At 64.0% G+C, this 13,909-nt stretch carries 6 protein-coding genes; all 6 read right to left on the reverse strand.

The features are described from left to right. The coding region (locus KDB67_RS03850) for a macro domain-containing protein (protein ID WP_291012616.1) at positions 1-202 on the reverse strand (202 nt) is incomplete at its 3' end. A 19-nt stretch (positions 203-221) separates the two neighbouring features. Beyond that, a complete protein-coding gene (locus tag KDB67_RS03855) occupies positions 222-857 on the reverse strand; it encodes a DUF4433 domain-containing protein (RefSeq protein ID WP_291012619.1) in 636 nt (211 codons plus the stop codon). 4 nt (positions 858-861) lie between these two features. Continuing rightward, positions 862-1,644: a hypothetical protein gene (locus KDB67_RS03860; protein ID WP_291012622.1), complete on the reverse strand. Its 783-nt coding sequence runs from the start codon at positions 1,642-1,644 to the stop codon at positions 862-864. After that, positions 1,641-5,573 (reverse strand): DNA replication factor Cdt1 C-terminal domain-containing protein, encoded by a 3,933-nt coding sequence (locus tag KDB67_RS03865; protein ID WP_291012624.1) that lies wholly within the window; start codon positions 5,571-5,573, stop codon positions 1,641-1,643. Before KDB67_RS03865 ends, KDB67_RS03860 begins: the two co-directional genes overlap by 4 nt. Then, on the reverse strand, positions 5,570-8,389 hold the full coding sequence (locus tag KDB67_RS03870) for a helicase-related protein (RefSeq protein ID WP_291012627.1): 2,820 nt from the start codon (positions 8,387-8,389) through the stop codon (positions 5,570-5,572). Before KDB67_RS03870 ends, KDB67_RS03865 begins: the two co-directional genes overlap by 4 nt. Before the next feature lies 1 nt (position 8,390). Continuing rightward, a complete protein-coding gene (locus KDB67_RS03875; RefSeq protein WP_291012629.1) occupies positions 8,391-13,541 on the reverse strand; it encodes a DEAD/DEAH box helicase in 5,151 nt (1,716 codons plus the stop codon). Between the last annotated feature and the right edge of the window lie 368 nt (positions 13,542-13,909).

Genomic DNA, 13,909 nt, shown 5'->3' on the forward strand with positions numbered 1-13,909 from the left:
GCATCCCGGTCTCCCACACATGCATGCGGCCGAGTGAGACGGCATCGTCCTTGCATGCCTTCTCGTATGCCTTGAACATCTCGGGGTATGCCTTGCGGAACTGCAGCGCGATACCCTTGCCCATCACTCCGACCGTGTTCACCGTGTTGACCAGCGCGTCGGCGTCTGCTTGCAGCAGATTGCCATCAACGTCTGCCAGCATGACGATCAGCTCCGTCTCTTCAGAAGTATGCGTCCGGGTTCACTCGGATGTGAGGTACGGGGGCTCCAACCTTACGCAAGGTGGTTTCGACAGTAGACGCCCGACCCTCGTCGTATACGCTTATCTGTTCGAATGTTGCGAAATCGACACGTCCGTGGACCAGGCACTCGGCCATGCGTCGCTCCTTGCGCTCAAAGTCGGTGTCGGTGTTCCTCCATATCCGGGCCTCCATCAGATCCCAGTCGACGAGGTCATTGAGGCGGTCGGTGTCGCAGAAGTGGGTGGCAGTACCCAGCGCCGCGTTGCGGTCAGTGAACACCAAGTCGTGACCACGGTCGATGAGCCTCTCCACCGTTGTCACCAGGTAGACCAGATCGTGCTCATCGCCAGTGAACGTCGCGACACTGCGATGGTGGATTGAGGACATCATCGGGCTCCGCGGCGCGAAGTAGAAGGGAACGTAGTCGGCGACGACTCCACCAGGGCCAACCGTGACCGTGCGACGTTTGCGTCGTCGTTTGATGCGAGGCTCACCGGCCTCGGTGACAAGGTGCCCAGCCGAGTGAGCATCACACACGAGACCATCGGTGACGATACCGGCCAGATTGTCGACGTGCGTGAAGTGCGCGACATAGGTCGGAATCGGGCGGGGCACCGTCTCAGTGTGCCATCTGGTCGTATGCCTCTAGGACCAGGCGTTTGGTGCGGAACTCGCCGTGGTTGGCCGTGTCCCGATCTCTTATCAAGTTGAACGTGTCCATGATGTAGTCGACGTCGTCGCGGTCGACTGCGAAGAGGTGGAAGAACGCCGCGTCCAGTTCGGTGCGAATACGGGCTCGCTCGGCGGGATCCCACTTGAATGGTGCTGAGTCGACACCGCATTCGGCTGCCCAGGTCGCGAGTTTCTCGTCGGTTGCCGACAGGCGGACCGATTGCTCGACAACCCATCGGTAGTCGAATGTCAGGTGAGGGTTGGTCGAGAAGGCATCGCGGGGGACACATGGAAGCTGCTCGAAAGTTCCTTGCGGAATCGACGGTTGGCTGAGGAACTGCCGCAGAACGTAGTCGAAGGCGAATGAGTTGTACTGCGCGCAAAGGAACGCCAAACCGTCTGCGGATGGCCCGGCCGATAGGATCCAACCGTAGGACGCCGCACCCCAGGGAAGGATCGCGGCGATACAGGTGCGTTCGTCGGTGTTCCTGGCGACTCGGCGGAACCCGAGCATCGCAGTTTGTGTGCCCCAAGTGCGACGCTCTTGGCGAGCCCTCGTGACCTCGGGGCCGACCCAGTACCTTGGCACGACGGATGTGGTGGGGCCGTGGTCAGGGTTCGGCTTGATGTCGGTGTCGCCGATCCCGACGAAGTAGGCCGATCGGTGGTCAAAGATGTTGCCCATCTTGCCCTCATACAGCGGCAGCACCTTGTCGATCTGAGTGGTCATGTGGTGGCCTCCATGGCGGTGTCATCGATTCCGGTCGGGGAGTGGGAGGGGATGCCGGTGGCTTCGGCTTCGGACATTGCGTCGTAGGCGGCCAGGATCAGGCGTTTGGTGCGGTACTCGCCGTACTCGGCTTCGTCTTTGCGTTTGACGATGGGGAAGGTGTCCATGATGTAGTCGACGTTGTCGCGGTCGATGCCGTAGAGGTGGAAGAGGGCGGCGTCGAGTTCGGCACGAACCTGGTTGCGGTCTTGGGGACTCAGCTCGGACTCCCTGAGGTGGCAAGTATTTCTGGTGGCAAGCCGACCAAACGCTGAGGACTTGATTGTTCGTGGTGTCGGTGATGGGAACTGTTTCAGGTAGAAGTAGGTCATCGATGTGCCGCCGATCTTTTGCCGGGCGACATAGTCGAACGCGAACGACGACCAGACTGCTGCCAGGGAGTCTTGGTGGGATGTGAAGGCAAGCGGTAGTTTGTGGTTGACGGCGGCACGCGGCAGGACGGATGTGATCATGGTGCGTTCGTCCGTGCTGCGGCAGATGTCGCGCCAGCCCAGTAGCCAATCTGTGTCGACCTTGCCGTCGAGACGTTCGTCAACTTCCGACTCCGCGACCCAGTACCTTGGCATGACGACGAAGGTGGGGTCGGCTTTTTCTTCGGCGGTGACCAGGCGGGTGGTGCCGTCGGGCTCGTAGGTGGCCCAGCGGTGGTCAAAGTGATGGATCATCTTGGCCTCGTACAACGGCATCATTCGTTTGACCCCTGAGTTCGGGGGGGGGGTCTGCTTTTCGAAGACATTGCCGCGCAGAGTCCAGCCGTCGGCTTCGAGTTCTTCGCGGGTGTGGAACAGGCCCGAGTCGTTCGACATGTGGAACATGGTCATGAACTTGATGCCCCAGGGGTTGCCGTTTTTGGGGTCGTTCTCGTTGATGAGGACGGGGACGCGCTTGTAGATGCCGAGGGTGATTTCGGCGTCGCGGCGGGACCGGAACACCGGGCAGGTGCCGGTGTTGGGGTTGAGTAGCTTGATCTCTTCGGGACTCAACGTGAAGCAGGTGTTGGGACGCTGTAGGTCGGTTGGTTCCTGGGCGAAGAACGCGAAATCGGCCTGTGGCTCTCGGGTGTTCCGACCGGTGAGGGTGAGCAGGCAGAACTTGAAGCTTCGATGAACGCCCTCGAACAGGGGCCGGGAGTTCTCGAAGTCGTACAGGCTAGCGATTGACCCGTGTTCGACCAGGTCCTTGAAGAAATACTGGGTGGTCGCGTCGGTGGCGATACCTGTCGGAAGGATCACGCCGAGTCGCCCCTTGCTACCGACGAGGTTTCGGTCGGTTTCGGCGAACACCGCGTACGTGTTGATATCGCCACGGCCGGTGAGCGGGTAGCGCGCTGAGTTACGCAGGATGTGCGAAATGCCTTCAGCGCGTCGCTTCTCGGCGACGAACGACCGGTACAGGACGTCGTTGGTGTCGGGTAGCGCCGCGATCAGCTTCTTGCGTGCGGCCGCGTTGGGTGCGGTCGCGATCTTGGGATCGCGGGCAGCGAAGAACTCCTGCTCCTGCAGTTTGACCCGTTCCCATGGAGGGTTGCCCAGGACCACGGAGAATCCACCGGCCCAGCCGGTCACCTCATTGACCGAACCCGAATCGGTAGCGGCAGTGGGGAAGATATGCGGAAACTCCAGGTGCCAGTGGAAGAATCGGTACTCGGCAGTCAGCCGCGTGAGCTGGAAGTCCTGTTCGCTGTCCAGCCAGGTGGTGCCATCGCGTAAGCCGGTGAGGGTGGCGTGGGTGATCGGTTTCGGTGCGCCGTCAGATTTAGGCCACACGAATGCCGCACACCAGGCGTCGGCGATGAGCCGGGCGTTGCGGTACTCGGGTGAATCCTGGTAGGACCGCAGGCGTTGCTGCTGGACGTGCACGTCGGCAAGTGACAGGGCATCCCGGCCGACGACTTGCTGCACCTCGTCGGCAAGGGCGGCATTGGTGGGGAGTGCGTCGGTGAACCCGAACAGGCTGCCCTGGCTGTTGCGTTCGGCTTTGTTCGCCTTCGTGATCGCCGAAGCGATCTTCTTGTCGTCACCCTCGATCGGTTTGAACGCGGCATCGGGCAGTTCGTCGGCGAGGAGGGCGGGTGTTGCGCCGACGAGGGCGTTGCCCACCTTGATTTGGCCGTCGAGGTAGGTCAGCGGGCGGCCCGGTTCCAGGGCCTCCATCCATAGCGACACCTTTGCCAGTTCGGCGGCGAGTGGATTCACGTCTACACCGTAGATGCATTTCGCGACGACGTCGCGCATCGCTGTGCGGACCGGTTCGGGTGCCGGTTCAGGGTCGCCGGTGCGGATCGCGGCGACCCGTTTGGCGATGCGCCGTGCCGCGCCCACGAGGAAATGGCCACTGCCACAAGCAGGGTCGCAGACGGTGACGGCCAGCAGGGCGGCGATCTGGCCGTCGGCGCCGGATGCCGACTTGACCGCGTCATCGAGGATCGGTTCGAGGGCGGTGTCCAGAAGGGAATCGACCAGGGACGTCGGGGTGTAGTACGAGCCGGTGTCCTTGCGCTGATTACCCGACGCGATATCCAGGGTGTACTTCTTGGTCACGCCGTCCCAGTGCGGAACGAACTCCAGCAGCGCCTCGTAGATGCTGCCGAGTTCCTCCGCGCCGAGGTTGCGGTAGTCAACAACCCGCAGCACACCGGATTTGGGTTCGCGGATCAACGACAACGACCGCACCGCCGACAGCAGGGCGTCGTTGCTGACCTGATGCTCGGTGAGAAAGTCCAGTTCGCCGATGTCGAAGAGTCCGCCGATACCGGGTAGGCCGAGTTCGGGACGGCCGGTTTCGCTGCCCAGTCCACGCCACACCACTGTCAGTGCCTGCCAGCGGTCGCTGTACCGGCCACCGCCACGACGGCGATGCGACGTTTTCCGTAGGCGTGCGGTGGAGAAGTAGTCGGCGTAGCGGGCTTTTGCGGCAGGATCGGCAGCCGGATCGAGGAGCGCGCCCCGGTCCTCGGCGACGAACGTGAACAGCAGCCGGTACACCACGCGCAGCAGGGCATGATTCACGTCGGACACCGACAGCTCACCGGCCGCGAGCTGTTCACGAAGTTCACTGTTGTCGGGGTGGGTGAGGAAACCGTGGCCCAGGGTTCGCAACGCCACCACCACCCCGTCGCGTAGCTGGTTCAGCGCACGAGAACCGGACTCGACGGCCTCAGTGCGCCACTGTTCCAGCCGGCACGATGCCGCGCCGATCTCCTCGTCACGAACCTCCAGCCGCGAGACCTGACACAACGTGTACAGCAGCAGAAAATCCGAAAACAGATCGCCGTCGAAGATCGCTTCCAGATCGAACTCCACATAGGCCGACCCGACCAGCGACGTCGAATCGCGCAGCAACCGCAGCGTCTGACCATTGGACAGGATCGCCCACAGGTGCGTCTCACTGCGGTTGAGCAGTTCCTGGACCATCGACTGCGGTGATGCCCCGGCAGCACCCGCGACGCCCCTGGTTCGGGTGTCCAGTGGCGTACCCGAACCGAGCAGGTGGATCGGGGTGACACCCCACAGATGCGACACGGGGAAGGACTGACCGTCGACGGTGATGCCACCACGCCCGGTGGTGGGTACTCGCCCATAGCCAAGCTGGTCGAGCAGAACCAGCAGGAAACGTTCACGGGTGAGCGAGGTGGTGGGCGCGCCGGCGGGAAGCTGGTCGAGCGCTTCACGATAGGCGGTCCAGGCACCGCGAAGGTATGCCCACACCCGGTTCGCCGCATCGCGGACGGTCTCACCCGTCACCAGGTGATAGTCCTTGGGGGACAGTACCTTACCCGACGGATCGTGCCCGACCGACAGTTGAGACGGAAGATCGGCGGGCAGCAGGCCGCCGGTAATCCGCAATCCGACAAACTGATCCACGCTCACTGCGCACTCCCTGCACCCGAATCCGGAACGAACACAAACACCCCGAGCACGTCGGCACCGGGTTCCGGGGTCACCTTCAGACCACGAACGATCTCGGCCGACGCCTGCCGCACCCGCCGGTGCGAGGCGAGCAACTCCTGCGCCATCTCAGTGCCTTGATCCTCCAAATAGGGCCGGAGAGTATCGATTCCGTCGACCGCACGTGACATGAACTGTTTGGCCTGCGGCGCGGGAACGTTTCCGCTCGGTACGGCGGCCAGCAATTCGGCGACCCTCTCCTTGCCGAGCCACTTGGCCTGGGCCGGGGAACCTTCGAACGCGAACGTAGCGGCGTCCTCGGCAATCAACTGGCGCAGCCCAGTACGGGAGGGGAGTTCGAGGTGAAAACGGTAGCGGGCGACCATCAGTGTGGTGCGTACCGACACCGCGGCCATCCGCACCACCGAGCAGCGCCGGGCCGGACGCAGTTCCGGGTCGAGACCGTCATCGAGTGCCGACTCGATGACATAGCCGGCGATGGCCTCCACCGATGCATCAGTGCGAGACAGGACGGCATCACCACGGCGGACGGGAAGGTCATCGGCGAACAGCAGGGGATCATTCCTGCCCGGTGGGAGCGCATCCTGCAGTCCGAGCGGCAGCGGGGCGAGGGTGGCAACCAGGCCATCGTCAGTGGCCTTCACCGTGGAATGCAAAGCATGCAAAGCATTCTCGACACAGGTGCGGACCTGGTCGCGGGTGCCGAGCGATTCGCGTGCCGCCGTCAGTTCCGCCGACACCTCCTCGGGTTTGATCGCGTGCTGTGCGTACTTGGTCTGTGCACGACGTTCCCGGTCGGCGCTCGAGAGCCATTCGTCGAAAAGGCTGCCCTGCTTGGCCTGGACACCCAGATCCAGCGACAGTTGCTCGGCGTCGGCGCCCCGCAGCAGCAGCCCCTCCATCAGTGCCTCGACCACCGCACCGTTGCTGTCCGGCACCGGAACCGACACACCGGTCGCCTTACGGATCTGCTCGTGTTTGCGCAGCAGCACCTCCAGCACGATGCCGTCGATCTTGTTGTCGCGGCCGTACAGCGTCACCGCCCGCACCTGATCGGCGCGCTGCCCGAACCGGTCGACCCGGCCCTCCCGCTGCTCATGCCGGGTCGGATTCCACGCCAGGTCGTAGTGCACCACAGCCTGGAAACTCTCCTGCAGGTTGACGCCCTCGGACAGGCAGTCGGTGGCCACCAGTACGTGGCGTCCCTGTTCTGCGGCCAGCTCCTCGATACGCGACACACGCTCGGCAGGTGGCAGTGTGCCCGTCACCGACCGCACAGTCACATTGCGGCCCAACGCCTTGTCGAGCTGCTCGGCGACGTACTCGGCGGTGTCGATGAAACGGCAGAAGACGATGGGGTCGCAGCCCTCCGCGAGGAGCGTCTTGACCTCCTTGACCAGGGCGGTGACCTTGCGGTCAGCCTTGCCCTCCAACTTCTGTGCCTCCGCGAGAAAACCACGGAGTCTGCGTTCGGTCGCGGTCTGACCCGAATCCGGCGCAGCGCCCGGCGTGGTGTCGGATGCCTCGACGGCCTCGTCGTCGGCCTGATCGAGAACCACGGCGCGCCCGATGATGTCGGCCTCGTGGGGCGTTCCGGCTGCCGCCGAGGCGGCACGGGTACGCAGGGTTTGGGCAGCGGCACGCGGTGACGACGCGAGCGCACGGAGCAACGCCAGCGCAGACCACCAGTTCACCCGCTTGGTCAGCTCACCGTCGTCGGTGCGGACCGTTTCCCGCGCATAGTCCAGGACCTTGTCGAAGAGCGCCTTATGTTCCGGTGACAGCGCGTATGCGACTTCCTTGGTGAGCCGGTCCTTCGGGAACGGGGTGTCCTCGTCCAGATAACGGCGAATATCGCCCCGCCGACGCTGCACGAAATGGCGGGCCAGCAACTCCCGGCCCCGGCGATCGTCAAGATCTACTCTCTCCAGCGCCGGGTCGAGGAGCCCGAGCAGATTGCGGAACGCCTCCTCATTGCCCGAATGCGGTGTGGCACTCGCCAAGATCATGTGACGTCGAGGGTCTTTGGCAAGTTCCTGCATCAGTTCGTACCGCTGCGTCCGGCCGGACCCGCCCTGCCCGGCCGCGGCGACGCAGGTGTGCACCTCATCGACGATCACCATGTCCGGGCAGGTGCGCAGAAACTCGTGCCGCCTCCTCGACGACTTGATGAAGTCGGTGGACACCACAGTGATCGGATAGCGCTCGAAGATCGACTCACTGCCGACCCGGCCTCGTTCGAGCCGTCGCACCGTCGATGACAACACCAACTCGGCTTCCATGCCGAACTTCTCCCGCAGCTCCGACTGCCACTGCTCGGCGAGTGCCGGCGAGCACAGTACCGATAATCCGCGGGCCTCACCGACCGCCAGCAGCTCGGTCGCTATCAAGCCTGCCTCGACAGTCTTGCCGATCCCCACGTCGTCGGCGATCAGCAGCCTCACCACATCCTGACGCAGTGCCAGCATCAGCGGGACAAGCTGATACGCGCGTGGCTGCACCGCGATCGAACCCAGACAGCGAAACGGTCCTGCGGTGGAACGGAATCCGATCCGCAGAGCGTTCGTGAGGAGTTGGGCGCTGAAGTGGTCGCCGAGGTCGTCGGCGGCCGGCGGCGGAAAGGAGGCAGGCTCCACTCCCTCACTGGCGAGCACGCCCGCGATGTCGTCATCGAGTCCGCCGAGCGGACGCAGGAGGAGGAAGTCGTCGGTGCTGTCCGGCAGCACCACCCACTCCCGGCCGCGTGCGGTCACCAGATTGCCGGGTGAAAAACCCACTTCAGTTCCTTCCCGTACCGAATACATATGTGTGCTCACGGATCTGCGTCAACCAGTCCTCATCGGCGCGCAACCGAATCACCGACCAGCCCCGATCGAACAGTGAATCCTCGGCAACATCGTCACGCCCAGGTCCGGGAGCGCCGGACGGTTCGTCGACGAACACCGCGGCAGAGGCGGAGTCGCTGTGGAAAACGAAGTCGGCGTGGGCATCACCGACTGTTTCATGGACTGCGTCGGGCAGCCGGTACTCGTTCGACGCGAGCGCGTCCAGGAGGGCGCGTTCGGCATCGGTCGCGCACAGCGCGCGCAGCTCAGCCATCCGCTCGGAAGGGTCGCTGTTCGCGCCGGAAGAGTTCGGTGTTGTTTGGCTGCGGGTCATCCGCAGCAGCAGATCGCGTACCGCATGACGGTCGATGCGAGTGTGGTCGAGCTGATTGCCGTAGGAGAGGAGACAGTCGTAGCACGCCTTCTCGCAGCGTTCGGCGGGCTGCTTGCCCGCCTCGGTATCGGTTCCGTCTGCGGTGAAGTGTGCGATGCCGAGCGCCCTTGCTGCGACCCGGGCCAGCGCGTCGGGTTCGGTCACCAGCCGCCGCAGGACACCCGCGCCGCCCTCGGCCGACTCGGTGAACAGCATCCGGCCGTGATCGGTACTGTCCGGCAACGATTCACTCGACAGTTCCGAATCCTCCAACTGGAACTCCGCCTCGATGCCCCGTTCCAGCGCATAGCGCAGCGTGGTGGTCACGGTCTCGTCCTGGGAAGTGGCCAGCCGCAGTACGGCGATGTTCCGGGTGTCCTCGACGTACGGGATCACCTTCTGCGCCATACCCGCCTTGTCCACGTCTTCGAGACCGTCGTCATCGGGCGTGGCATCGGAGGCGTCCTTCTCGCTGAGCCAATTGCCCTTGACCGTGTCGAGCCAGTACCCGAGTTCGTTCGGGTTCCTCCGTCGGCGGCGCCCCAGGTTGGTCACCCGGACTACTGCGGTGTCGCCGTAACTGATCTGTGCCAGCGGCAGATCATCGGCTGTGATCTTGGCGTCGGAGCGGCCCGCCTGCGGTCCGTGCTGGCTGAATCGGTAGGAGGTCTCGAGCTCGAAACCGGCCCGCCGGCGTTCCTCCTCATCGGACGAGATGCGCTGGCGGCGCCGGGTGAACACCGTCTGCATGCGCATCAGGTTCTGCCGGGGTGCCGGCAGAACCGTTCCGCAGTTCTCACACACATCGAGACCTGGCTGCCGGACGTGGTGGTACCCGCAGTCCTCGCATCGACGGGCATCCTGCAGGTCGACGGTGCCGACACCGCCTGCGGCCATCGGCACCTGGATCCGGCGAACCTCGTACCGGGCACCCTCGTGATAGATCAACGCGCCCGGTCCGAACTCCGCGATGGCGAGGAACCGCGGACGCTGTAGATAGTTGCCCTGATCGGACCCGGCACCTGGCATCCTCCCGCCCGGGATGTACGCCGCGAGGGGCAGCCGGGGAAAGCTGTACCCGGGCAGGAATCCCTCGGAGGCGAAGTACCGGTAGGTGTAGAAATCGGAATGGCCGGTGTCGGAGTCCTCGTTGCGCAGCAACTTCAGCTGGTTCTCGGCGTCGCGGCGCCGAGACTCGGCGGCTCGGCGGGCATTGGCACTCGTGGAGGTGCCGAGCACGATGCGGTTCTGTTCGACCTGATCGTCGAGGGCGGCGCGGTACAGTTCGCGCCAACGGTCACAGGCGTAGTTGAATGATGTTGCGGCCGAACCGATAATCTTCTCGGTCCAGCCCTCGTACCACCAGGACGTGCTCTCCAGCTCCGGACGCAGTGGCGCAATGATGGCCGCTGCACGCGTGGTTGCCCGGGTGACGGCGTCGGGCTGACTCAACGTGAACGCCAGATCAGGCACGAGGGGCATATCTGGCGACTCGACATCGAGGAGCTGCGGCATGCGGGAATGGAGGCTCGCGCCGGTCTCGGCCAACCACAGGGCATGTAAGTGCGACGCCAGCAGCGACTCATTGGTCAGATCGAGTCGCGGAGCGGCAACCGAACCCGCGACCATGTCCTGTGATCGCCGGAAGTAGTACTGGTCGTGGGAGTTTCCTGTTGCGCAGTAGGTGACCACCAATGCGGGCTGTCCTGATCGTCCGGCGCGACCCGAACGCTGGGCGTAGTTCGCCGGCGTCGGCGGTACATTCCGCAGCCCGACCGCGTTGAGGCTGGAAATGTCGACACCCAACTCCATCGTGGGCGAACAGTACATCAACGGCAGTGCACCGGAACGGAACTCGTGTTCGCGGTCGGCACGCACCTGCGACGGAACCTGCGCTGTGTGCTCGTGCGCGTGCAAGTCGACCAGTGTGGACGCGGCCTTCTGATACAGATCGCGGAAGAAGGGATTCACGCGAATGCCTTGATCTGCGTTCGCAGTCCGGCGCAGCCGATCCGGTGCGGCGTTGACGCCGTCCCCCGCATGCCAGATGATCGCCGACGCCTTGAGCCGGTAATTGGGACCGGGATCATCGGGGACCGGCACCGTAGTCAGCAGCCCGCACCGTTCCAAAGTGGACAGAAGGACTTCGATGACCTGCTGTGCATCGTCGGTGGTGAGTCTGCTGCCATCCAGATTGCGCAGCGTGCTGCGGTCACGAATATAGCGACCGAGCGCGGACCGTCCGGTCATCCGGGTATCCGACCGGGGAAGGCCCGGCGCACCGGAATGTGCTGACACCGTCGACACCCGGGGCAGGTCGCGTCCGGAGACCGACCACAATCCGGTGAGATGCTGGGCGGACTGCCGCTGTAGCCGTTCGAAGCCGTCGTCGGTCAAGCACTCCACATCAACGGCCAGCCTGCGCCGGAACTCGTCAAGTACTATCTGGCACAGCTCTTCTCGTTCGCCTGCATCGGCATGCTGCAAGCCGGACGGGCTCGATGCCCACAGGTCGGGATCTGCTGCGATCTCGGGCAGCGACTCGTACTCGATGCGTAATAGCGCCGTCTGCTCGAGGTTAGGCATCGTCACGCGCCAGCCCCGCTCCAGATCGGAGTACAGGCGGTACTCGATAAACGCGGTGAACGCGCGCTGGGCCGACGTGCGCGGGCCGAACTTGGCATCCGGATTGGCCGCATAGGTCTCGAACGGGACGCCGAGTGCGGCAACCACACGCTGCGCCACCTCATCGTGCTGCAGCGGACGATCGGCCAGCGCGCGAAACAGCGCGCCGCGAATCTGCGTCACCTGAACGAAGTCGTTGAAGTGCCCGGCCTGCAGACTGGCATCCTGTCGGTTGTCGACGAAGGTCAACAATTTGCGGGCGGCCGCGTCCAGGTCAGATTCGGGCAGTTCTTTCAGCGAACGGACGATCGAAGTACTCACCACTGACACCGCCGAACTGCGGCCCTCCGCGTCGAGGCTGGCCAGCTTGGCGAAATCGTTTCCGCGGGTCTGCTCGTAGGAAACCTTGCACCGCAAGCAGAATCGGAATGGCGACGGAACGTAGGTGGCGACGATTCCGCCGGGATCTTCGGTGCCGTCGACGGCGACTCGGACAATCCGGGGCTGGTGACGTCGCAGGCGATCGATCACCGAACCATCGGCAATCCACGAATCGGGAAAACGGCCCTCGGACACCGGATCGTGCGGCCACGGCTGATCCTCGGAGATGTACAGGTACCCGTTGGCATCGTCGCCACCACTTGCATCGCGATCCCGCCTCGGCCGATAGCGGACGGTGCCACGGTCATCGATGCGGGCCACAACGAGATACTCCTGACCGCATTCGCGGCAGAAGGACAGTGGGATAAGGGCTTTGTGTGGTTCACCCGGCACCGCGACCTGGTACGTCGACGTCACATGCCGAGTACGTTCCGACTCGATTGACACGTAGACGGTATCGCCCTTGGACAAGAACTGGTGGAGCCGGAATGCGAACAACGGACGATGGGTATCCGGATGGACCGCATTCGAGCCGGCGAGAAGCGTTGCGCGGATCGCAGTCCCGCACTCGTCCGTGGTGCAACCGCTGTGATCGGCCAGTAGCGCGGCCGTGTCGCGTACCTGCTGCGGTTTTCGCCGGGTCGTGTGCCCTGATGTTGTTTCAGTATCAAGGCCGAACGTCGACTCGATCCAGCTTGCCAACGGGGACGCCGTCAGATCCTCGTAGGAGCCACGGGCGCCCCCCGACTGGATCTCCTTCCGTAGCTCCGACAAGTCATCGACATCGCCCGTCGTGGCGCGCGTCAGGGTTTCCCCGATCACGTGTTCGGGGATTACCGAAGCACCGAACACCTGGCTCGCTACGCCGGCGACCACGCTGCGCTGATCATCGAGATCGCCTGCGCTCGCCATCGTCGCGGATGTGCCGACGCACTGCAGAGTTGCGGAGCTACACGCATCCCGTACCCGCCGGACCAGCATTGCAACGTCGGCGCCTTGTCTGCCGCGATAGGTGTGCAACTCATCGAGAACCAGAAACTGCAGCCCCTGGGAGACCTGAACCAGGCGCTTGCGTTCCTCCGGCCTCGTCAGGACCAGCTCAAGCATCATGTAGTTCGTGAGCAGGATATCGGGCGGATCGCGCAGAATCCGCTCGCGGTCCTTGTCGTTCTCCTGGCCTGTGTATCGCGCGAATGTCACCGGCTCGTTGCCCTCGCCATAGCCGAAGCGCAGGAACTTCTCCAGCTCGCCCATCTGACTATTGGCCAAGGCGTTCATCGGGTAGACGATGATCGCCTTGACGCCCGGTGGGCGCTCCCGCATTCGCAGGACACGATCCACGATCGGGATGATGTAGGCCAGGGACTTACCGGAACCAGTGCCGGTGGTGAGGACATACGATTCGCCGGTTTGTGCCGCGACGATCGCCTCGCGTTGGTGCCGGTGCACCGTGATCGGGCGTCCACCGGGATCGGTCATCGAGGACTTCGGGCGAAAGATCCGTTCGCACTCGGAGTGCAGCAGGCCCTCGGTGACCAGCTCGCTGATCGAGCCGCCGCCGGCGAACAGCGGATTCAGCGACAGCCACGGCTCCGGCCACTGCTCGCCCCTGTCGGCCAGCTCCCGGACATGTTGCGCGAGTCGTCGTTCACGGATGTCAACCGATGATGTGGTGAACGATTTGTAGTCGTCCACCAGCTGGCGGTGCACCTTGAAGATGTCCATGAATCCTGCGGTTACCAATCCGTTGGGGACGCGTGGGGCAGTTGAGTCAAGTGACCACTGACACTACTGCCGGCACCGACACCGAGACCAGATAAGCCGGACAAACGAGCCGCTCGGGGATAGCTACCTCGCGCCGACGTTCTACGGGGTGAAGCCGATGACCGACTGGTCCTTCTGGCAGGCTGCGAGGAGGCCGTGGACCTGGGACGGGCCGCAGGTCCAGTCGCCGAATGTCTACTGCTGACCGGTCGCGATCGCCTTGGCGTTGTACTGCTTGGTCAGGTCCTTGGCCTCGGCGCAGGTCACGTCGCCGGCGAGGATCACCACGTGCAGCGCGCCGTCGGGGCCCTGCGTGGTGCCGCATTCAC

The organism is Gordonia sp. (in: high G+C Gram-positive bacteria) (genome assembly GCF_020438995.1).
In the GTDB taxonomy this organism is placed as follows: Bacteria; Actinomycetota; Actinomycetes; order Mycobacteriales; family Mycobacteriaceae; genus Gordonia.

Bases quoted from the DNA above. Each gene is read 5' to 3' on its own strand.
- KDB67_RS03860 (WP_291012622.1), bottom strand. From the start codon at position 1,644: ATGACCACTCAGATCGACAAGGTGCTGCCGCTGTATGAGGGCAAGATG.
- KDB67_RS03875 (WP_291012629.1), bottom strand. From the start codon at position 13,541: ATGGACATCTTCAAGGTGCACCGCCAGCTGGTGGACGACTACAAATCG.